The sequence below is a fragment of the Natronococcus sp. genome, from assembly GCF_047921035.1.
GTDB lineage: Archaea > Halobacteriota > Halobacteria > Halobacteriales > Natrialbaceae > Natronococcus.
Genome location: NZ_JBLRWX010000075.1, coordinates 1 through 18333 on the forward strand (window position 1 = coordinate 1; position 18333 = coordinate 18333).

At 68.0% G+C, this 18333-nt stretch carries 24 protein-coding genes; 13 read left to right on the forward strand and 11 right to left on the reverse strand.

Going from position 1 to position 18333, the window contains the following annotated elements; all coding sequences use genetic code 11:
• Positions 1-66: 66 nt before the first annotated feature.
• The 4 genes from ACNA7R_RS14400 to ACNA7R_RS14415 form a co-directional block, all read right to left on the reverse strand.
• A complete protein-coding gene (locus ACNA7R_RS14400; RefSeq protein WP_416284247.1) occupies positions 67-384 on the reverse strand; it encodes a 30S ribosomal protein S24e in 318 nt (105 codons plus the stop codon).
• 215 nt (positions 385-599) lie between these two features.
• Positions 600-1643 carry a WD40/YVTN/BNR-like repeat-containing protein gene (locus tag ACNA7R_RS14405; protein ID WP_416284248.1) on the reverse strand — a complete coding sequence of 348 codons (1044 nt, stop codon included), beginning with the start codon at positions 1641-1643 and terminating at the stop codon, positions 600-602.
• A 58-nt stretch (positions 1644-1701) separates the two neighbouring features.
• Positions 1702-1899 carry a hypothetical protein gene (locus tag ACNA7R_RS14410; protein WP_416284249.1) on the reverse strand — a complete coding sequence of 66 codons (198 nt, stop codon included), beginning with the start codon at positions 1897-1899 and terminating at the stop codon, positions 1702-1704.
• A 43-nt stretch (positions 1900-1942) separates the two neighbouring features.
• The gene (locus ACNA7R_RS14415; RefSeq protein WP_416284250.1) at positions 1943-2338 is read right to left on the reverse strand and encodes a hypothetical protein; all 396 of its coding nucleotides are present in this window, start codon (positions 2336-2338) and stop codon (positions 1943-1945) included.
• 174 nt (positions 2339-2512) lie between these two features.
• Here ACNA7R_RS14415 and ACNA7R_RS14420 point away from each other — a divergent pair, with 174 nt between their 5' ends.
• Entirely contained in the window at positions 2513-2809 is a 297-nt protein-coding gene (locus ACNA7R_RS14420) for a UPF0175 family protein (RefSeq protein ID WP_416284251.1), read from the forward strand.
• A 4-nt stretch (positions 2810-2813) separates the two neighbouring features.
• Positions 2814-3128 carry a hypothetical protein gene (locus tag ACNA7R_RS14425; RefSeq protein ID WP_416284252.1) on the forward strand — a complete coding sequence of 105 codons (315 nt, stop codon included), beginning with the start codon at positions 2814-2816 and terminating at the stop codon, positions 3126-3128.
• A 29-nt stretch (positions 3129-3157) separates the two neighbouring features.
• Here ACNA7R_RS14425 and uvrA read toward each other — a convergent pair whose 3' ends face one another.
• Positions 3158-6121, reverse strand: a complete 2964-nt coding sequence (gene uvrA, locus ACNA7R_RS14430; RefSeq protein ID WP_416284253.1) for an excinuclease ABC subunit UvrA — start codon at positions 6119-6121, stop codon at positions 3158-3160.
• Positions 6122-6297: 176 nt separating this feature from the next.
• Here uvrA and ACNA7R_RS14435 point away from each other — a divergent pair, with 176 nt between their 5' ends.
• Both ACNA7R_RS14435 and ACNA7R_RS14440 read left to right on the forward strand, forming a co-directional pair.
• The gene (locus tag ACNA7R_RS14435) at positions 6298-6792 is read left to right on the forward strand and encodes a hypothetical protein (RefSeq protein WP_416284254.1); all 495 of its coding nucleotides are present in this window, start codon (positions 6298-6300) and stop codon (positions 6790-6792) included.
• A 42-nt stretch (positions 6793-6834) separates the two neighbouring features.
• Positions 6835-6999 carry a hypothetical protein gene (locus ACNA7R_RS14440; protein WP_169331720.1) on the forward strand — a complete coding sequence of 55 codons (165 nt, stop codon included), beginning with the start codon at positions 6835-6837 and terminating at the stop codon, positions 6997-6999.
• 88 nt (positions 7000-7087) lie between these two features.
• On the opposite strand, the gene ACNA7R_RS14445 is transcribed toward ACNA7R_RS14440, so the two are convergent.
• On the reverse strand, positions 7088-7330 hold the full coding sequence (locus ACNA7R_RS14445) for a hypothetical protein (protein WP_416284255.1): 243 nt from the start codon (positions 7328-7330) through the stop codon (positions 7088-7090).
• 136 nt (positions 7331-7466) lie between these two features.
• Between ACNA7R_RS14445 and ACNA7R_RS14450 the strand changes: the two genes are divergently transcribed.
• From ACNA7R_RS14450 to ACNA7R_RS14460, 3 genes are all read left to right on the forward strand, one after another.
• Complete coding sequence (locus ACNA7R_RS14450) at positions 7467-7616, forward strand: hypothetical protein (protein ID WP_416284256.1); 150 nt, start codon at positions 7467-7469, stop codon at positions 7614-7616.
• A 149-nt stretch (positions 7617-7765) separates the two neighbouring features.
• A complete protein-coding gene (locus tag ACNA7R_RS14455) occupies positions 7766-9037 on the forward strand; it encodes a digeranylgeranylglycerophospholipid reductase (RefSeq protein ID WP_416284257.1) in 1272 nt (423 codons plus the stop codon).
• A 48-nt stretch (positions 9038-9085) separates the two neighbouring features.
• Complete coding sequence (locus ACNA7R_RS14460) at positions 9086-9901, forward strand: ZIP family metal transporter (protein ID WP_416284258.1); 816 nt, start codon at positions 9086-9088, stop codon at positions 9899-9901.
• Between the two features lie 23 nt (positions 9902-9924).
• Here the strand turns inward: ACNA7R_RS14460 and ACNA7R_RS14465 are convergent, their stop codons facing one another.
• From ACNA7R_RS14465 to ACNA7R_RS14480, 4 genes are all read right to left on the reverse strand, one after another.
• Positions 9925-10497 (reverse strand): cysteine hydrolase family protein, encoded by a 573-nt coding sequence (locus ACNA7R_RS14465; RefSeq protein WP_416284259.1) that lies wholly within the window; start codon positions 10495-10497, stop codon positions 9925-9927.
• A complete protein-coding gene (locus tag ACNA7R_RS14470) occupies positions 10494-11291 on the reverse strand; it encodes a YqcI/YcgG family protein (protein ID WP_416284260.1) in 798 nt (265 codons plus the stop codon). Before ACNA7R_RS14470 ends, ACNA7R_RS14465 begins: the two co-directional genes overlap by 4 nt.
• 184 nt (positions 11292-11475) lie before the next feature.
• A complete protein-coding gene (locus ACNA7R_RS14475; protein WP_416284261.1) occupies positions 11476-12165 on the reverse strand; it encodes a YqjF family protein in 690 nt (229 codons plus the stop codon).
• A 51-nt stretch (positions 12166-12216) separates the two neighbouring features.
• A complete protein-coding gene (locus tag ACNA7R_RS14480) occupies positions 12217-12957 on the reverse strand; it encodes an SDR family NAD(P)-dependent oxidoreductase (protein WP_416284262.1) in 741 nt (246 codons plus the stop codon).
• Positions 12958-13073: 116 nt separating this feature from the next.
• Here ACNA7R_RS14480 and ACNA7R_RS14485 point away from each other — a divergent pair, with 116 nt between their 5' ends.
• Entirely contained in the window at positions 13074-13541 is a 468-nt protein-coding gene (locus tag ACNA7R_RS14485; protein ID WP_416284263.1) for a universal stress protein, read from the forward strand.
• 228 nt (positions 13542-13769) lie between these two features.
• The gene (locus ACNA7R_RS14490; RefSeq protein WP_416284264.1) at positions 13770-14234 is read left to right on the forward strand and encodes a universal stress protein; all 465 of its coding nucleotides are present in this window, start codon (positions 13770-13772) and stop codon (positions 14232-14234) included.
• Positions 14235-14262: 28 nt separating this feature from the next.
• Here the strand turns inward: ACNA7R_RS14490 and ACNA7R_RS14495 are convergent, their stop codons facing one another.
• Positions 14263-14694, reverse strand: a complete 432-nt coding sequence (locus ACNA7R_RS14495) for a hypothetical protein (protein ID WP_416284265.1) — start codon at positions 14692-14694, stop codon at positions 14263-14265.
• A gap of 111 nt (positions 14695-14805) precedes the next feature.
• Between ACNA7R_RS14495 and ACNA7R_RS14500 the strand changes: the two genes are divergently transcribed.
• The 4 genes from ACNA7R_RS14500 (at position 14806) to ACNA7R_RS14515 (ending at position 18296) form a co-directional block, all read left to right on the forward strand.
• On the forward strand, positions 14806-15783 hold the full coding sequence (locus ACNA7R_RS14500) for an ROK family protein (protein WP_416284266.1): 978 nt from the start codon (positions 14806-14808) through the stop codon (positions 15781-15783).
• A 48-nt stretch (positions 15784-15831) separates the two neighbouring features.
• Positions 15832-17184 carry an LVIVD repeat-containing protein gene (locus ACNA7R_RS14505; RefSeq protein ID WP_416284267.1) on the forward strand — a complete coding sequence of 451 codons (1353 nt, stop codon included), beginning with the start codon at positions 15832-15834 and terminating at the stop codon, positions 17182-17184.
• 47 nt (positions 17185-17231) lie between these two features.
• Positions 17232-17594 (forward strand): NifU family protein, encoded by a 363-nt coding sequence (locus tag ACNA7R_RS14510; protein ID WP_416284268.1) that lies wholly within the window; start codon positions 17232-17234, stop codon positions 17592-17594.
• 135 nt (positions 17595-17729) lie between these two features.
• Positions 17730-18296, forward strand: a complete 567-nt coding sequence (locus ACNA7R_RS14515; protein ID WP_416284269.1) for an amino acid-binding protein — start codon at positions 17730-17732, stop codon at positions 18294-18296.
• Positions 18297-18333: the final 37 nt, after the last annotated feature.

Here is an 18333-nt window from a genome sequence, read left to right on the forward strand (position 1 = left end):
GCCACAGCGGGGGCACTGCTCGCGGTTCTTGCTCCCGTCGTCGTCGTAGAGCTCGTAGCGAGCCATTTAGGCCTCCTCCGCTTCGGGCTCTGCGTCGTCGGCGTCGCCGACGATCTTGTTGCGCTCGAGCATGTGCTCCTGCTCGACGTCGCGGGCGTGGTCGGCCGTCTCGTAGACCTTGGCCTGGCCGACGGTCTTTCGCATCCCGAACTTGGTGTCGAGCTTGCGGACGACGACCTCGTCGGCGTCCTTGTTCATCTTCGCCGCGAGGCTGTCTCGAACCTGGAGTCGCTCCGGGGTGGCGTCGTCGTGGGACAGCTCGAAGGTCACGTCCGTGCGGTGCAACATGGGGTTTTCCTCTTCGGAAATGATGTCGACGTCCATGATATCACTCAGTTACGCTAGTATCCCCGTGTAGCGCCTAAAAGGATTTCGAAGCGCCCGATGCTCGCCGTCGGACGTCGGTTGCCCTCGAGGAGATCCGAACGCTCCCGCGCTCACCTGCCGTATGTGTGGGCTCGAGGAGCCGATGCACGCGCATCGCTGCGCACCGCACCCGCAGTCTCGAACGGAGAACCGATGGCGGCGACTACTGCGACCTACGCTTCGAGCACCGCCAGCCCTCGAGGCGCCTGCGCTTCGAGACCCTCCGGCCACGCCACCTCGAGTCGCTCCCACGAGTCGCCGAAGTCCGCGGTTCGGAACGGACCGCGGTTGTTGACGGCGTAGACAACCCCCGGATCGGAACCGGTGGCGAACTCGGCGCGGACGACGCCCTCGCCCGTCGGCAGCCCCGTTCCCTCGAGGCGCTCCCAGGGCTCCCCGCCCGGTTTTCGATACACGTACGACTCCGCCGAACTCGCCGTGTGGGCCGAGCCGGCGCCGCTGGCGCTCGAGACCAGCACCGCGTCGGGGTCGCCGGGATCGGGAACGACGCTCCAGCAGTAGCGGTGCTCGAGGCCCTCCTGGGGGTGGTCCCACGACTCGCCGCCGTCCGCCGAGACTGCAAAACCGTCGCCCGCGGCGGAGTAGACGAGCCCCTCTCGATCGGGGTGGATCGCCATGCTGTGGTTATCCCGGCGCGATCCCTCGGGCCGTTCCTGCCAGCGTTCCCCGCCATCTGTACTCAGCACGAACGCCCCCGCCTCGATCCCGACGTAGAGCCGATCGGGATCGAACGGGTCGACCTCGAGCCAGCGGACGTGGTGGGTGTGGGGTCTGGGCGGGAAGAACCAGCCCTCGGCCGAGGGGAGGTCCGTGAGCCCCTCGAGGTGTTCCCAGCTCTCGCCGCCGTCGCTCGAGCGGTAGATCCGACTCGGTTCGGTGCCGACGTAGACGACGTCGGGATCGTGGGGGCTGATCGTCACCGCCGTGACGGCGTCGCTCTCGAGGTTCTCGGCGCCGCCGTACCCCGACTCGCGCTCGGGGACGAACTCGGTCTCGAGCGACTCGAAGGAGTCGCCGCCGTCCGTCGAGCGGTGGAGGCCGCTCTCGAAGGTGCCGACGAACACCCGCTCGGGCGCGTCGGGCGAGGCGGCGAGACACTCGAGCTCGTGACCCTCGAGGTGACTGGTCGTCGTCCACTCCTCCTCTCCCTCCGCGCGGAGCAGCCGATCGCGCAACGCGGCGTAGACGGTCGTCATACCCGAACGGAAGCGCTCGAGGCGCAGAAAGGTTCCCCCGGAACTGTCGGCCCGTCGCTCAGACGAACAGCCAGTAGGCTCCCACTCCGAGCCCGGCGAGGACGACGGAGACGGCGACCAGCACGCCGTACTTGATCGCGACGTTGCGCCGGTAGTGGGTCGCACAGACGTCGATATCCTCGTGGCTTCTGAACGTCATCGTACGGTCGGCCCCTCGCGTACAGCCGCCCATCTGACACCGGTCGTCCGAGCCCATACGATGGCTCGAGCCGCTCCGATCAAATCCGTTCCGTTCCCGGTCAGTCGACGGCGAATGTCTCCGAGGCTATCCCGACACCGCCGAGCCAGCACTCGAGGGTGAGCAGGACCAGCACGAGTCCGACGAACAGCATGACGACGCCGTTGAGCAGGGTCCAGCCGTCGGCGCCGGCGAGCAGTTGGACGAACCCGAGCGTCGTCGCGCCCAGCGCGAGCACGGCCAGCCCGACGCTCGCGATCCGGGGCCAGCCGACGCCCGCAATCCGCTCGCGGACAGCGGCGGCGACTAGCAGACAGCCGCTGACCGCGAGCCAGCCGAACAGCGCCGCCGTCACGGGCGTCGTTCCCGCGAGGACGATGATCCCCAGCGCGAGGACGAGCGTAACGACGCCGACGCCGAGAAAGCCCCGTCGGAGACGGTCCTTTCGGTCGCTCATTCGTCCGCGAGAGTAGGGTGATCGGGCTGGTAACGGTTCCGATCGCACGCCGACCGTCTCAGTCGCCGCCCATCGGCGCGGTCACGGGCTCGACGCGCTCGCCACGATCCCGGAAATCGGACGGGCTACCGAACCGAAGCCATACTTATTGCGTTGCAATACGATGTAATACGCATGGAGAACGTCACTGCACGGATGAGCGACGAGGAACTGGACCTCCTCGACCGGCTCGCCGAACAGCGTGGCGGCGGTCGAAGCGACGCGATCCGAGAGGCGGTTCGACGCGGTGCGCGCGAGGAGCTGATTCGAATCGCCCTCGAGCGCTACCGGGAGGGCGAGGTCGGAATGCGAGGCGCCGCCGAGATAGCCGGCGTGTCGATCGCGCGGATGATGGCCGAAGCAAACGATCGAAACGTCCTCTCGAACTACGACGAGGCCGATCTCGAGGCGGACGTCGACGCGCTCCGGTGAACCGATGACCGACGATCGAAACGACCGTCGGACGCTCCTCGTCGATGCGAGCGTGTTCATCACGCTGGCCGATATCGGTTCTCTCGACCTGCTTCGAGGGACGAGCGGGGAGGTTCGGATGCCGGAAGCGGTCGTCGAGGAGGTATCCTCGGAGCCAGCCGAGCGCGAACTCGAGAGCGCCCTCGGCGTCTGGATCGCGTCGCCTACGCTGGAACGCGACCGAACGAGTTCCGAGGAGTGGACCGATCGCCTCGAGACGGCCGCAACACACCTAACCGCTGTGAAGTCTCCGTCCGGCGCACTCGAGATTCGCCCGTGAGGACGACAAGAGCGGTCGTAGCAGACCGCTCAGTCGTCGTCCATCGGCGCGGTCACGGGCTCGACGCGCTCGCCGCGGGGCCCGTCGAGGTCGACCTTCGGGAGCAGGTCCCGCAGGTACCGACCCGTGTGGGAGTCCTCGAGCCGGGCGACCTCCTCGGGGGTGCCCGTCGCGACTATTTCGCCGCCGTGTTCGCCGCCCTCGGGTCCGAGGTCGACGACGTGGTCGGCGTTCTTGACGAGGTCGAGTTCGTGCTCGATGACGACGACGGTGTTACCGTTGTCGGTCAGGCGGTGGAGGACGTCGATGAGCTTGCGCTCGTCCTCGTGGTGGAGCCCCGTCGTGGGCTCGTCGAGCAGGTACAGCGTCTCGCCGGAGTCCTTCTTCCCCAACTCTTCGGCGAGCTTGATCCGCTGGGCCTCACCGCCCGACAGGGTGGTCGAGGGCTGGCCAAGCGTCATGTAGCCCAGCCCGACGTCCTTGAGCAGCTCGAGCCGGCGCCGGATCTGGCTCGAGGACTCGAAGAACTCGTAGGCCTCCTCGACCTCCATGTCGAGCACATCGGCGATCGTCTTGCCCTTGTAAGTGACGTCGAGCGTGGCGTCGTTGTAGCGGGCGCCGTCGCACTCCTCGCAGGGGACGTACACGTCCGAGAGGAAGTTCATCTCGATCTTCACCGTCCCCTGTCCGCCACACTCCTCGCAGCGCCCGCCCTTGACGTTGAACGAGAACCGGCCCTTCTCGTAGCCCCGCTGCTTGGCGAGTTTGGTCTGGGCGAACAGCTCCCGGACGTAGTCGAAGACGTTGGTGTACGTCGCCGGGTTCGAGCGCGGGGTGCGACCGATCGGCGACTGGTCGATCAGTCGGACGGTCTCGATCTGGTCCAGTCCCTCGAGCGTGTCGTGGTCGCCCGGAATGACGCTCGTGTTGTCGTTCATCTGTCGCGCGAGGCCCTTGTACAGCACGTCGTGCATCAGGGTGGACTTCCCGGAGCCGGAGACGCCCGTGATCGCGGTGAAGTTCCCGAGCGGGAGGTCGACGTCCAGATCGGCGAGGTTGTGCTGGCGGGCGCCTCGAATGGTGAGCGCGCCGTCCGCGTCGCGCCGTTCGTCGGGCACCGGGATCTGCTCGCGGCCGGAGAGGTAGTCCCCGGTGATCGACTCCTCGCAGGCCTTCACTTCGTGGACGGAGCCGTTGACGACGACCTCGCCGCCCCGTTTCCCCGGGCCGGGGCCCATGTCGATGACGTTGTCCGCGCGGCGCATCGTCTCCTCGTCGTGTTCGACGACGAGCAGCGTGTTGCCGAGGTCGCGAAGCTCCTCGAGGGTATCCAGAAGCCGGTCGTTGTCCCGCTGGTGGAGCCCGATCGAGGGCTCGTCGAGGACGTACAGCACGCCCACGAGACCGGAACCGATCTGTGTCGCGAGCCGGATGCGCTGGCTCTCGCCGCCGGAGAGGGTGGCGGCTTCTCGATCGAGAGTCAGGTACTCGAGCCCGACCTCGCACATGAAGCCGAGACGGGCGCGGATCTCCTTTAAGATCTCCTCGGCGATCACACGCTCGCGCTCGGTGAGGTCGGCCTCCATCGCCTCGAAGTAGTCGCGGGCGTCGCCGATGCTCATCGCGTTGATCTCGGTGATCGCGGTGCCGTCGACCAGCACCGCCCGCGAGGCGGGCTTCAGGCGGGTGCCGTCACACGCGGGACACTCCGTGACCGACATGTAGTCCTCGATGTGCTCTCTGGTCGAGTCGGAGTCGGTCTCGAGGTAGCGACGCTCGAGGTTCGGAATGACGCCCTCGAAGCGCTTCTTCTTCCGGCGGGTGCCGTTTTTCGTCTGCCGTTTAAACAGCACCTGTCGGCTGGTGCCGTAGAGGAACGCCTCCTGGACGTCCTCCTCGAGGTCCTCGAACGGCGTCGACAGCGAGACGTCGAAGTGGTCGGCGACGGCGTCGAGGCGGGTCTTGTAGTACGACCGGTTGTAGCTCCAGGCCTCGAAGACGTGCTTGAGCGGCTTCGAGGGGTCCTGGATGACCAGATCCTCGTCGACCTCCTTGGTTTCGCCCAGCCCCTCACACTCGGGACAGGCGCCGTGGGGCGAATTAAACGAAAAGGAGCGGGTCTCGATCTCGGGGACGTCGATCCCACAGTGCGTACAGGCGAGATCCTTCGAGAACTCGACGACGAAGCGATCGTCGGTCTCGGTCTCGTCGCCCAGCGCGCCGGTCTGGCGGGACTCCTCGCCGAGTTCCGCGGCGACTTCCTGGGGTGCGTCCGGGAGAATGACCTTGAGGACGCCCTCGGCCTCCTCCAGGGCCGTCTCGACGCTGTCGATGATCCGCGGTCGCGCTTCGGTGCTTACCTTCACGCGGTCGACGATGACGTCGATCGTGTGATCGAAGTTCTCGTCGAGGTCGGGCGTCTCGAGCGTGAGGTCGTGTTCCTCGCCGTCGACCTCGACGCGGGCGTACCCCTCCGAGACGAGTTCGTCGAACAGGTCCTCGAAGGCGCCCTTCTGGTCGCGGACGACGGGGGCCGCGAGCTTGGCTTTCGTCCCTTCGGGAAGCTCGAGGATGCGCTCGACCATGTTCTGGGCCGACTGCTCGCCGACTTCCCGACCGCACTCGGGACAGTGAGGGGTGCCGACTCGCGCGTACAGCAGGCGGAGGTAGTCGTGCAGCTCCGTCACCGTGCCGACCGTCGAGCGGGGGTTGTTCGCCGCGTTCTTCTGGTCGATCGAGATCGCCGGGGAGAGCCCCTCGACGGTCTCGACCTGCGGTTTGTCCATCTGGCCCAGGAAGTTCCGGGCGTACGCCGAGAGGCTCTCGATGTAGCGCCGTTGGCCCTCGGCGTACACCGTCTCGAAGGCGAGCGAGGACTTTCCCGAGCCCGACAGGCCCGTGACGACGGTGAACTCCTCGCGGGGGATGGTCACGTCGAGATCCTTGAGGTTGTGCTCCTCGGCGCCGCGAACCTCGATCGTGTCCCGACTCATGGATACCCCCGGAAGCGAGCGTGAAACGGTGATCGCGCTGACGGCCGAATCATTATACCCGAGTCAGGGGTCGAAGGAACTTAACCCGTCTGAAAGCCCAACAGAGGGTGGTGTGATAACACTCGACGACCGCGGGAGCCGAACTGACTTCGGTCGGAAGCACGAACGGGTCCGGTATGAGCGACGACACCGGAGCGCCCCCGTCGGTCTCGGAGTTCGTCGAGTACTGTCACACCCAGGCGGGCCTGCTGTCGGGTCGGGTCGAGACGATGACCGACGAGGCCAACGAACTGTTAGACGAGATCGACGAACGGCTGGCCGAGTTGCGTTCGGAACTCGAGGAGCGATCGACCGACACTCCCCGTACCGAACGGCCGCCGTCGGCGACCGGGCCCGTCGACGGGACCGACGTCGACGACCTCGAGGCTGCGGGCCAGGACCTCGAGGAGAAGCAGGCGCTGGTCGACGCCAAGCAGGCCCGGATCCAGGCGTTCCAGGAGCTGTCGGCCGGCTACACGGAGTTGGCCGCCGACCTCCAGACGGAGGTCGACGAGGGACAGGAGGCGCTGAACCGCATCGTCGAGTTCGAGGCCGAGGCCGACGCGCCGGCGTATTTCGACGAGCGGGAGACCCTCTGCGAGGCCGCGCTCGAGGTCCGCGACGAGAAGTGACTGACCAGTGGATCTTTGAGCCGAGCGCCCGAACGCCCGAGTATGTCCCCGACGACCCACAGGTGCACCTGTGGCGCGACGCTGCGGTTCAGACAGGACATGATCGAGGACCGAAGCGGGGTCCGCCGGAGCTGGAAGTGCAAGGACTGCAACACGCCCGTACCGAACGTGGTAGCCGAGCGCCTCAGCCACCAGCATCCCTCCTGACCCTCGAGTCGAAGCCGTGGCTCGAGGCGTTCGATCGTGGACCGAAAACGCGGTCGCATCCCGCCGGCCCCATAAGAGGGATTCGCGTCTAGATGTCGCCCTGCAGGACGACGGTGTCGTCGTCGACCCGGTCGACCATGCTGTCGGTGACGAGGTAGTCCTCCTCGTCCTCGCCCTCGACGCCGATCTTCGCGAGCAGGTGCTCGGCGACGCTCGGGTTCGGATCCACGGAGGCCCGCCCCCCTTCGACCTTCGCGACGATGCCGAGCTCCTTGCCTTCTGCGTCGATCACTTTCTTCCCAACCTCGTCGTCGGACAGTGTCGCTACCATGCGTCGTCCTTTCTCGGGGAGGGGCATAATCGCGGTGCCGTCTCGTGCCGGCTCTCGCCGCCGTCGGTCGGACGGCTGCACACGCGCCCCCGGTCTATTTGGTCGCGGCGAGCGAGGGTACGACCGACGATCATACATGACTCACTCCCTCGAGATCAGCGACGACCTCAAGGACCGACTCGACAGCCACTGCGACGAGGGCCAGTCTCCCGAGGAGCTCATCGAGGAACTGCTCTCGATCTACGAGACCGAGGGGACGTTCGTACAGGAAGGCTACAGCGAGTAGCGCCGTCGCTCGAATCGACGACCCCCGATCGCCCCTCCGAACAGCTCCTTCGAGCCCACCGAACCCGACACCGCATCCCGGTTCCGTTGACCGGGCGACGACGCAACTGCTTGGACAAACTCATTAGGGGGCGAGATAGTTCCAAGACTATGAACGAGCGTTACGATGTAGTCGTCGCCGGGGCCGGACCGGCCGGCGCCCAGTGTGCTCGCGACCTCGCGACCCGGGGCTACGACGTCGTCGTCCTCGAGACCGAGTCCGAGGACGAGTTCCCGCGCCAGAGCAACAAGTCTACCGCGGGGACGTTCCCCTCCATGATGGCGTCGTTCGGGATTCCGGACGACGTCGTGATGCAGTACACCGACAAGGTCGTCCTCGAGTCCCCCACGGACCACTACGTCCAGAACCAGCCCGGTGCCGTTCTCGAGTTTGCGGATTTCAAGCGGTTTCTCGTCGAGGACGGCCGGAAGAAGGGCGCCGAGTACCGCTTCGACGCCCGCGCCACCGCGCCGATCGTCGAGAACGGCGAACCCGTCGGCGTCACCTACAACGGCGACGAGGAGGTGTACGCCGAGATCGTCGTCGACGCGACCGGACCGGCCGCGCCGATCGCCAAGAAGCTCGGCGTTAGCGATCTGGAACGCGAGAACCACGCCATCGGCATCGAGTACGAACTCGAGGGGATCGAGATCGATCGCCCCGGCTTCGCGGATCTCCACGACGCGATGATGCTGCGCCTCGACCACAACATCGCACCCGGCGGCTACTCCTGGATCTTCCACACGGGCGAGGACACCGCGAAGGTCGGCGTCTGCTACATCCAGAACGGCAGTCACAGCACGTACGCCCGCGACGACTTCAGCATCGACGACTATCTCTCTCACTGGATGGATACCGACCCGCGGTTCCGGAACGCCGAGCGTATCGAGGGCAAGCAACACCGCGGCTCGGCTCACATCCAGCCGCCGGGCCAGATTCACACGGATCGGTTCATGGCTATCGGCGACACCGTGCCGACGGTCGACCCGCTGTGGGGCGAGGGGATCCACACGTGTATGCAGTCCGGTCGGATGGCCGCGGCCGCCACGGACAGCTGTCTCAAACACGGCAACGTCGAACCCACGGCCGAGAACCTCGAGGTGTACGACTCGCTGTGGCACAAGAAGGTCGCACCGAACGTCAGGAAGCGACAGCTGATGACCCGGCTGCTCTACCTCGCGGACAACGACCGGTACGACGAGTTCATGGCCGACCTCGAGCGTCTCGACGAGGAGACGCTGGCGCGGGCAAACAACGGGAACCCCCTCGCCATCCGAAAGCTGCTGAGCGCCAACGACGTCCCGATGCTCGCGAGGTTCGCGCGCCAACAGCTCGACGTCGACCTCCCCGAGCTCCCGCTCGTCGACAAACTCCGACGGTAACCTATTGCCGGCTGTCCGCCCACCGCCCTCCATACTACCTCTCGCCCGATGTCACCGCTCTTCGATCTCTCGCTCGTGTTCGCCGTCGGGCTCGTCACCGGCCTCGCGACCGGGCTCGGCGTGCTCCCGTTTTTTGTCCTCGAGGAGATCCGCGACCGCTGGCTCGTCGTCCTCTGGGGCGTCGCCGCCGGCATCCTGCTGTCGGCGACCGCGTTCGGGCTGCTCGCGGAGGGGGTCGCCGCGGGCGGCGTCGGCCCCGTCGCGATCGGTGCGCTTGCCGGCGTCGGGTTCGTCTTCCTCGCCGACCGGGCGATCGACGGCTACGAGTTCGCGCCGGGAACCGTCTCCGACGTCGATCCCCGGACGGTCGTCCTCACCGTGGCAGTATTGACGATTCACAGTATTCCCGAAGGGATCGCCGTCGGCGTCTCGTTCGCAGATCCGACCGACGGAACCGTCGAGATTGCCGGCCTCGCGATCCCCTCGCTGGCCGTGTTCATGGCGATCGCGATCTCGATCCTGAACGTGCCGGAGGGGCTGGCGATCGCGATCCCGCTGATCGCCTACGGGATGAACCGCTGGAAGGTCGTCGGCTGGGCCGTCTTCTCCGGGCTGCCACAGCCGATCGGCGCCGTCGTCGCCTACGTCTTCGTCGCGACCTTCGAGGGGCTGCTGGCGCCGAGCTTCGGCTTCGCGGCCGGCGCCTTGCTCTATCTCGTCGTCGTCGAGTTCCTCCCGGCCGGCGTCGCCGCCGGCGCAGACCTCGAGAACCGCGGCCGACCCGAACTCCTCGCGGGCGCGCTCGTCGGCTTCCTTGCCACGCTCGCGGTCATCGCGGCGGCCGAGGGGATCGGCACCGTCTGAACCGACGCTCGAGCGAACCTCCCTCAGGCTTCGTCGCCCAGTAGCTCCGCCGTCGTCGCGACCGTCGCGAACTCGCCCTCGAGCTGGGCCAGCGCCGTCCGGTGGATCGTCTCGGCGTCGAACGCCTCGCCGTCGAACTCGCGGTCGAACGTCGCCGTCGCGTCGGCGACCACCGTCGGCTCGAACCCGAGGTTCTCGGCCATCCGGGTCGTCGTCGAGACGCAGTGGTCGGTCGTCAGCCCGGCGAGGACGACTCGCTCGAGGCCCCGGTCGCGGAGCCAGGACTCGAGGCCCGTCCCGATAAAGGCGCTGTTGACCGACTTCACGAACGTCGCCTCGCCCTCGAGGGGCGCCGTCTCGGATTTGAACGCAAAACCCGGCCCGTCGCTCCGCAGCGGCGAGTCCGGCTCGCTCGAGTCGTGGCGGACGTGGACGACGGGGCGGTCGGCCTCCCGCCAGGCCTCGAGCAACTCGCCCGCGTGCCGTTCGGCATCGGGATTGTTCCGCGTTCCCCACGACGGGTCGTCGAACCCCTCCTGGAGGTCGATCAGCACCAGCGTCGGCCCCGGGCCGTCGCGGTCCTCGGTGTCGATCATGGCAGCTGCGCACCGGGTTTCGGATGATCTCGAGTGACCGTCATCGGACACTCCTCGGGCGATTGCGCGTCGTCGGCCGTCAGCATGTACTGGGGCCACTCGCGGTCGCCCTCGACGCCCCAGTCGCCCAGATCGGCGTGGGGACAGACGCCGTCGTACCCCTCGAGGCGGTCCTGGATCACGTCGCGGGCCTGCTGGCCGGCGTGGGTGTCGGCGGTCACGCCGAGGTTCTCGAACAGCGCGCGAGGCTGGAAGGTGACCTCGAGCCCGATCGGACAGTACCGGCTCTTGCGCTCGTCGTAGAACGGCGCTCGACAGGTCGGGAACATCGGCTCGCCGCCCAGACAGAACTCCCAGCGCTCGTCGTCCGGGTTCGTCGGAATGGCTTCGGGCCAGGGTTCGGGGTCGTGGCAGTGCAGCGTCTGTAAGACGTGCCACAGCGCGTCGTGGTACTCCCGCTCCGAGAGCGGCTCTTCCGGCGGCTTGAAGAAGGTGACCAGCGAGGCCCGCGGCGAGTGCTCGCGGTAGACCTCGAGGTACTCGAGGATCCGATCCCGCAGCGTCAGCAGGGCGTCGGCGTCGGACATCGACGGCACCGCGGTGTACAGCGGCTCGCCCTGCTGGACCGATTCCGCGCCGAAAAAGCAGGGAAAGGGCGTCTCGTTTCGTTCGCCGAGCAGCCCCTCTCGAAAGGAGCGCCAGTGCGCCTCGACCCACGCCGGCGCGTCGCCGGTTCGCACCCGTTCGTCGAGCGTTTCCTGATCCATCAGTGACTGGACGCCGGGCTCGTTCATCGGACGAGTGCTGGAACCGCGAGGCAATGTACCTTCCCGTCGCGTCCGGGATTCGGACGGTCGTGCCGTGCCCGGAAGTCGGTTGGCCGAACGTGTGCGAGCGCCGCGGCTCCGCCCGAGACTCGAGGCGGCCCCGACCGTTAGGACCGCCCTCGAGAATCCGCGCCCGGAATCCGCCGCGCGTTCAGCGGGGCCGGTTTCGCGAGGAGACGACGTCGACCCCGGGGCTGTAGTAACAGACCGGTGACGTCGCCGGGGGTTCGAAGCCGTTGGCCTCGAAGAGCGTGTTCGTCTCGAGGGCGACCGTCGCCGGGCGGAGCGACCAGCGATCGTGGACGAGGTCGGCGGAGCGAAGTTCGCCCCGACGCCCGATCGTGTAGTAGCGGTAGCGCTCGGTGAGAAACGCCGCGAGCGAGTCCGGGTTCGGCGCGAACGGCTCGCCGACGGGTTCGTACCGACACGCGAACCGAACCGGGGTCGCGCCCGGGTGGCGACGCTCGCTCGCGAACCGGACGTGTCTCGACCCCAGCCGCATCTCGATGCGCGCGTTGTAGTACGGCAGGCGGTGTGTGAGCCGGGCCGCGAGGACGCCGAGGACGCCGTCGGCGTCGAGACTGAAAAAGTAGACCCCCGACTCCCCGTTCCGGCGGACGTAGGTCCGGAGGTTGAGTTCGGGGAGCCCGAACCCCAGCCTCGCGGGCGCACCTCGAGGACGGACGGCGACGTTGCGGTACGGAACGATCGAGAGCCACGCGCGCCCGTCGTAGGTGTCGGGCTCGAGGCCGTCCGGGAGGCGGGCGTCGACGACCGCCGGAGCGACCGGCCAGTTCGCGAACAGGAGGTGGCGCCATCCCACCGCAACCGGGAGTGTCATATCGGTCCTCGCGACGGGCGCGCCGAAAAAGCCCGCCCCGGAAACGGGTGCCTACACGCTCTCGGGTAGCCATCCGCCGTCGACCTCGACGTTCTCGCCGCTGACGTACTCGCTGTCGGGATCGAGGAAGAACAACAGCGGGTTGACCAGGTCCTCGAAGCTCGCGGGGCGGTCCCGCGGGAGTTCCTCGGGGAACTCGTCGGAGTTCTCGACGACGTACGGCGAGATAGCGTTGACCGTCACGCCCTCGTTTTGCGTGTCGGCGGCGAGCATCCGCGTGAACATCAAGACGCCCGCCTTCGCGACGAAGTACGGGAAGTTCTTCGGGCTCACGAGCCCCTTCTCCGAGGAGGCGTAGCCGACGTTGACGATCCGGGCGTAGTCGGCCTCGCGCATCGCCCCCAGCGCGCGCTTCGAACAGAGGTAGGTGCCGTTGAGGTTGGTTTCGAGCACCCGGTTCCAGGTGTCGAACTCGATCTCCTCCCAGTGGGCGGGCGCGAAGTCACCGACGTTGTTCACGAGGACGTCGACGTCGCCGAGTTCGGCCTCGACGGCCGCGAACAGTCCGTCGACGCTCTCGGGATCGGTGACGTCGCCCTGGACGGTCATCGCCTCCGGGGCGCCCCGCTCGCGGGCCGCCTCGGCGACCTCGCGGGCGGCGTCGGCGCTGGTGTGGTAGTGAACCGTCGTCTTCGCCCCGCAGTCGGCGGTCGCGAGCAGGAGTTCCCGGCCGACGCCTCGCGCGCTGCCGGTGACGAGGACGGTTCGATCCGAGAGGTCGGGAGCGTTCATACCGCCTTCGTCGCCGACGGACGGCAAAAGCGACCCGGAAGCGGCGACCGACGCCACCGGATCCGCCCGTGCCTGCAACTCCCGAATTTAAGTCGGCACCGGTACATAGAGCGGGTATGACGCTACAGACGATTCTCCTCGCCGTCGGTCCGGGCGACGCCGACCGCACCGACGAGCTTGCGGAGACGGTCATCGAGGCCGCACAGCCCGCAGGCGCGACGGTCGTGCTGGCCCACGTGTTCACCCAGGACGAGTACAACGAGGTGCTCGAGAACCTCGAGATGGACGCCGAGAGCGGCCAGGTTCGCCCCGACGAGGTCGCCTCGCGGCACTCGACGATCAGGGACCTGCGCCGGAAACTCGAGGAGGCGGACGTCGACTACGACATCCGCGGCGACATCGGCGACCACGGCTCGACGATCGTCGAGCTGGCGACGGGCGTCGCCGCCGATCGGGTCGTCGTCGGCGGCCGCCGTCGCTCGCCGACCGGGAAGGCCGTCTTCGGCTCGACGGCCCAAGAGGTCCTGCTCTCCTCGCCGTGTCCGGTGACGTTCGTCCGTGGACGCCAGGACGCGGAGGAGTGATACGGTTTACTGTAAGTCATTACCGGCGCAACCGCGACCCGTGCGGCGGTTGCGCCGGTAAATCGTTACAGCAATCCGTATGAGGCGGTCCGCCGTACCGGGTTCCGACGCACTCGCGGGACGGTCGTGGGTGCGCCGGAACCGACCCCAACAGTCGGTCTGGCGCGCTGTCCGCGAACGACTGCGGGATCGCGAACGGTTAAGCGGATGGGACCGACACGTACTCGCATGGCTATCGATACCGTCTTGCTCGCTGTCGGGCCGATGGACACCGTCCGAGCCGAGGAACTCGCCGAGACCGTCCTCGAGATCGCGGCCCCACTCGAGGCGACGGTCGTGATCGGCCACGCCTTCACCGAGGCGGAGTACGAGGAGTTCCGCGAGAACCTGGGCTTCGAGGAGCGCGTCGAGGACGTCGACCCGGACGCGGTCGCGGCCCGACGCCCGCCGGTTTCCGACCTCGAGGAGCGCCTCTCGGCGGCGGGCGTCGAGACCGAAGTTCGGGGCGCGCTCGGGGACGTGGCCACCGAGGTCGTCGAGATGGCGCGGGCGGTCGACGCCGACCGACTGGTCGTCGGCGGACGCCGGCGGTCGCCGGCCGAGAAGGCGGTGCTGGGCTCGGTCTCCCAGGAGATCATTCTCGACGCTCCCTGTCCGGTGACTTACTACCGAGATCTCGACGTGATGGAGTAGGCGGGGACTCGAGCCGGCAGCCTTGCTCTCACGGACTGTCTCCGTCCCGATCGGCCCGTTCCTTCCACTGTCGTTCCTGCCGTCGCTCGGGAACGTGGCGCCGGCCGTCGGCCAGTTCCTCCCGGACGCGGGCCTCGAGCGCAGCCGTCTCGGCCAGCAGCGTTCCCTGGAAGTCCTCGAGGACGTCGTACGACCAGCGGTCGCCGTCGACGACGCCGTGGGGAAGGAGCTGGGTTCGAATGGCGTCGGCGAGGTCGTCGTGACCGCTCTCCCTGAGCAGCCGCTCGGCGTCGTCGAGGTGATCCATCCCGTGGCCCGTCGCGTGGTGGAACTCGAGCAGACAGCCCTGGGCGCGCTGGAGCCACTCGAGGCCGAGTTCGACCTCGTGGAGCGCCTCGAGCTCCGCGTCGGTGAGCGCGGCACCTGGCACCGGATCGGAGTCGTACTCGTCGGTTGCCATACATTAGCTATGTTCTCATGTAGCATACCTGTGCCGACCGGGTCTCGGTAGCTACTCGGGGTCGAGTGAAGATACCGGTAGTTAAGTACGACGACGGTTCTCTGCTGTAGTATGGTCTACTACGCGGGCGTCGACCTCGGTGCGACCAACGTCCGGGCCGCCGTCGCGACCGACGACGGGACGACGATCGGTATCAGTCGCAACGGGACGCCGCGGGGTCCCACCGGGATCGACGTCACCGAGGGCGTCCTCCGAACGCTCCGCGAGGCGTGTGGCGACGCGGGAGTCGCGCCCGAAGAGATCGCCGCCGCCGGCATCGGCTCGATCGGTCCCTTCGACCTCGCGGAGGGGGCGGTGATCGATCCGGCGAACCTCCCCGACTCGATCGACCGCATTCCGCTGACGGGGCCGATCGAGAAGCTCATCGACAGCGACGAGGTCCATCTCCACAACGACACGGCCGCGGGCGTCATCGGCGAGCGGTTCCACGCCGCCCGCAACCCCGACGACATGGTCTACATCACGCTCTCGTCGGGCGTCGGCGCCGGCGTCTGCTGTGACGGCGAGATACTGGCCGGCTGGGACGGCAACGTCGGCGAGGTCGGTCACTGCGTCATCGATCCGCGCGGCCGGCTGACCTGCGGCTGCGGCCACGACGGCCACTGGGAGGCGTACTGTTCGGGCAACGGCATCCCCGACTTCGCCAGGCTGCTGGCCGACGACGACCCGACCGTCTCGACCGACCTCCCCCTCGAGAGTCCCGAGTTCACCGCGAAGGACGTCTTCGAGCTGGCCGGCGAGGACGAGCTGGCCGACTACACCATCGACCAGCTCGCCCACTGGAACGCCATCGGGGTCACCAACGTCGTCCAGTCGTTCGCCCCCATCGTCGTCTCCTTCGGCGGGGCCGTCGCCTTGCACAACGAGGAACTCGTCGTCGACCCGATCCGCGAGCGCGTCTCCGACATGCTGCTCAACAACGTCCCCGAGATCCGGGTCACCGACCACGGCGACGATGTCGTCCTCGAGGGCGCGGTCGCCAGCGCCCTCACCGGGGGGACCGGCGACAGGGAACGCATGCGAAGCTGATCGGCCGCCGACCGCGCCGTTTTATTTGTCGCCCCCGTCTTCCCGCCCATGCGCCGGAGACCCTTCCTTCGAGCGAGCGCCGGCGGCGTCCTCGCGCTGACGGCGTCCGCTGGCATCGCCTCGAGCGCCGACCCCGTCCGGGCAGACTCGTTCGAACCGCTCGGCCGCGTCGCCGTCGACGGCGCCGCCGAGGCCGTGGTCGGCGACGACGGCGACACCGCCTATCTGGCCGCGACCGACGGGTTCGCGACCGTCGATATCGCCGACCCGGCGGAGCCGACGGTACTCGCCGAGGAGCGCGGCCTCGGGGACGACGGGCGGCCGATGATCGAGGTCCTCGACGTGGCGGTCGACGGCGATCGGCTGGCGGTCGTCGGCCCCGCGAACGTCCAGTCCGACGACGTCTTCCACGGGTTCGTCGTCTACGACGTGAGCGATCCCGCCGCGCCGGAGCCGACGATCGACCCCTACGAGACCGGATACCACATTCACAACTGCTTCCTCGAGGGCGACCACCTCTTTGTCGTCGCCAATAGCGAGGACGACCACGCCCTCGTGATCTTCGATATCGCCGACGACGTCGCGGAACTCGGCCGCTGGTCGCTGCTCGAGCGCGAGCCCGAGTGGGCGGAACTCCACTGGATCGCCCGCTACAACCACGATGTCTACGTGCAGGACGAGATCGCCTACCTCGCCCACTGGAACCCCGGCACGTACCTGATCGACGTCGAGGATCCGACCGACCCGACGTACGTCTCCCACGTCCGCGAGACCGACCTGGACCGCCAGCGCGAGCGGAGCGACGAGGACGCCCGGCTCGGACTGCCGGGCAACGACCACTACGCCGCGGTCGACGAGACGGGCGACCTGCTCGCGGTCGGTCGGGAGGCCTGGGCCGTCGAGGGGGGCGAGCCCGACGCGCCGGGCGGGATCGACCTCTACGACGCGAGCGATCCCGCGGCCCCCGAACGCCGGGCGACGATCGATCCGCCCCGGGCCGACGACGAGACCCACGGCGCTGGCCGGTGGACGACCGCCCACAACTTCGAGCTGCGAAACGATCGGCTCTACTCCTCGTGGTACCGGGGCGGCGTGCGGATCCACGACGTGAGCGATCCCGCCGACCCGGTCGAAGTCGCCGCCTGGAGCGACCGCAAGGAGACCGCCTTCTGGACCACCCGGGTCGCCGAGCCCGGCGAAACCTTCGTCGCCAGCAGCACCGGTTTGCTCCCGAACGCGGACCTCGAGGGGGCGCTGTACACGTTCCCGGTCGAGGACGACCGTGGAGACGCGGGCGAGGACGGTGCGGACTCGATCCCCGGCTTCACCGCCGTCGGCGCGCTCGGCGCCGGTGCGCTCGCGCTCGAGGCGGTTCGTCGGCGCTGTACCGAACGATCGTGAGGGTTTCGGACCAAACCTATTCACCGCTCGAGTCCCTAGGTCGGACGATGACTGACTCCGAGGACGCGCCGCTCAAAGACCGAGTCGAGACGTGGCTCACGCGCGAGATGCCGATCATCCAGATGCACGGGGGGACCAGCGCGGTCCGGAAGGCCGACCCCGACGACGGCGAGGTCATCATCGAACTCGGCGGCGGCTGCAAGGGGTGTTCGGTCGGCGACATCACGACGAGCAACATCGAGGCCGAACTGCTCACGTGGTCCGAGATCGACGAGGTCACGGTTCGCATCCCGGACGCCCGCGAGAGCCTCGGCGGGCCGGACCAGGCCGAATCGATCATGGGGGTCGACCGTACCGAGGGCGGACGGGGCGACTGGGGCTCCTCGAACCCCGGCGAGGACCACCTCTGAGTGTAACCTCGAGCGGCCGTGCCGGCTGTTGACACGCCCGGAGAGTTTTGGGAAGTCCTATATCCTTTTACACGCCCATTACGGAGTCACAGAGTATGACGACGCCTGGACGCCCGCAGTTCGGAGGTGACGACGATGGGTGACGTACCCGAGCCCGACCCAGAGGAGGACGAACCCGAGACCGACGGCGGCGTGCGCGCCTACACCGTCCGCCTCGAGCTGGTCGACGAGCCCGGCGAGTTGCTCCGCGCGCTCGAGCCGATCTCGGCCAACGGCGGCAATCTCCTGAGCATCCACCACGAGCGCGGCAACATCACGCCGCGGGGCCACATCCCCGTCGAGGTCGACCTCGAGAGCCCGCCCGAGCGCTTCGACGGGATCGTCGACGCGCTGCGAGACGCCGGTATCAACGTGATCCAGGCCGGCGCGGAACACTACGGCGAGGAGCTCTCGGTCGTCCTGGTCGGGGACCTCGTCGAGACCGACCTCTCGGAGACGCTCTCGCGGATCGAGGACGAGGCCGACGCGGTCGTCAAGGACCTCTCGCTTGCGGCTCCCGAGGGGACGAACGCGACCGCGAGCGCGCGACTCCGGCTCGCGATCGACTCCGGTCGCGCCGAGCGGGTCTTCGAGGCGATCCGCGCCATCGGGACCGACAAGGAGCTAACCGTCGTCGAGCCGCTGGTCGGGGGTGAGGCCTGATGCGACTCGCCATCGTCGGCGCCGGCGACGTCGGCCG

What these genes read in the sequence shown, in the direction of transcription:
- ACNA7R_RS14475 (WP_416284261.1), bottom strand. Translation starts at nt 12,165, where the DNA reads ATGACACTCCCGGTTGCGGTGGGATGGCGCCACCTCCTGTTCGCGAAC.
- ACNA7R_RS14460 (WP_416284258.1), top strand. Translation starts at nt 9,086, where the DNA reads ATGTCACCGCTCTTCGATCTCTCGCTCGTGTTCGCCGTCGGGCTCGTC.
- ACNA7R_RS14415 (WP_416284250.1), bottom strand. Translation starts at nt 2,338, where the DNA reads ATGAGCGACCGAAAGGACCGTCTCCGACGGGGCTTTCTCGGCGTCGGC.
- ACNA7R_RS14410 (WP_416284249.1), bottom strand. Translation starts at nt 1,899, where the DNA reads ATGGGCTCGGACGACCGGTGTCAGATGGGCGGCTGTACGCGAGGGGCC.
- ACNA7R_RS14465 (WP_416284259.1), bottom strand. Translation starts at nt 10,497, where the DNA reads ATGATCGACACCGAGGACCGCGACGGCCCGGGGCCGACGCTGGTGCTG.
- ACNA7R_RS14405 (WP_416284248.1), bottom strand. Translation starts at nt 1,643, where the DNA reads ATGACGACCGTCTACGCCGCGTTGCGCGATCGGCTGCTCCGCGCGGAG.
- ACNA7R_RS14435 (WP_416284254.1), top strand. Translation starts at nt 6,298, where the DNA reads ATGAGCGACGACACCGGAGCGCCCCCGTCGGTCTCGGAGTTCGTCGAG.
- ACNA7R_RS14485 (WP_416284263.1), top strand. Translation starts at nt 13,074, where the DNA reads ATGACGCTACAGACGATTCTCCTCGCCGTCGGTCCGGGCGACGCCGAC.
- ACNA7R_RS14400 (WP_416284247.1), bottom strand. Translation starts at nt 384, where the DNA reads ATGGACGTCGACATCATTTCCGAAGAGGAAAACCCCATGTTGCACCGC.
- ACNA7R_RS14420 (WP_416284251.1), top strand. Translation starts at nt 2,513, where the DNA reads ATGGAGAACGTCACTGCACGGATGAGCGACGAGGAACTGGACCTCCTC.
- ACNA7R_RS14450 (WP_416284256.1), top strand. Translation starts at nt 7,467, where the DNA reads ATGACTCACTCCCTCGAGATCAGCGACGACCTCAAGGACCGACTCGAC.
- ACNA7R_RS14505 (WP_416284267.1), top strand. Translation starts at nt 15,832, where the DNA reads ATGCGCCGGAGACCCTTCCTTCGAGCGAGCGCCGGCGGCGTCCTCGCG.
- ACNA7R_RS14510 (WP_416284268.1), top strand. Translation starts at nt 17,232, where the DNA reads ATGACTGACTCCGAGGACGCGCCGCTCAAAGACCGAGTCGAGACGTGG.
- ACNA7R_RS14500 (WP_416284266.1), top strand. Translation starts at nt 14,806, where the DNA reads ATGGTCTACTACGCGGGCGTCGACCTCGGTGCGACCAACGTCCGGGCC.
- ACNA7R_RS14440 (WP_169331720.1), top strand. Translation starts at nt 6,835, where the DNA reads ATGTCCCCGACGACCCACAGGTGCACCTGTGGCGCGACGCTGCGGTTC.
- ACNA7R_RS14490 (WP_416284264.1), top strand. Translation starts at nt 13,770, where the DNA reads ATGGCTATCGATACCGTCTTGCTCGCTGTCGGGCCGATGGACACCGTC.
- ACNA7R_RS14470 (WP_416284260.1), bottom strand. Translation starts at nt 11,291, where the DNA reads ATGAACGAGCCCGGCGTCCAGTCACTGATGGATCAGGAAACGCTCGAC.
- ACNA7R_RS14425 (WP_416284252.1), top strand. Translation starts at nt 2,814, where the DNA reads ATGACCGACGATCGAAACGACCGTCGGACGCTCCTCGTCGATGCGAGC.
- ACNA7R_RS14445 (WP_416284255.1), bottom strand. Translation starts at nt 7,330, where the DNA reads ATGGTAGCGACACTGTCCGACGACGAGGTTGGGAAGAAAGTGATCGAC.
- uvrA (WP_416284253.1), bottom strand. Translation starts at nt 6,121, where the DNA reads ATGAGTCGGGACACGATCGAGGTTCGCGGCGCCGAGGAGCACAACCTC.
- ACNA7R_RS14455 (WP_416284257.1), top strand. Translation starts at nt 7,766, where the DNA reads ATGAACGAGCGTTACGATGTAGTCGTCGCCGGGGCCGGACCGGCCGGC.
- ACNA7R_RS14515 (WP_416284269.1), top strand. Translation starts at nt 17,730, where the DNA reads ATGGGTGACGTACCCGAGCCCGACCCAGAGGAGGACGAACCCGAGACC.
- ACNA7R_RS14480 (WP_416284262.1), bottom strand. Translation starts at nt 12,957, where the DNA reads ATGAACGCTCCCGACCTCTCGGATCGAACCGTCCTCGTCACCGGCAGC.
- ACNA7R_RS14495 (WP_416284265.1), bottom strand. Translation starts at nt 14,694, where the DNA reads ATGGCAACCGACGAGTACGACTCCGATCCGGTGCCAGGTGCCGCGCTC.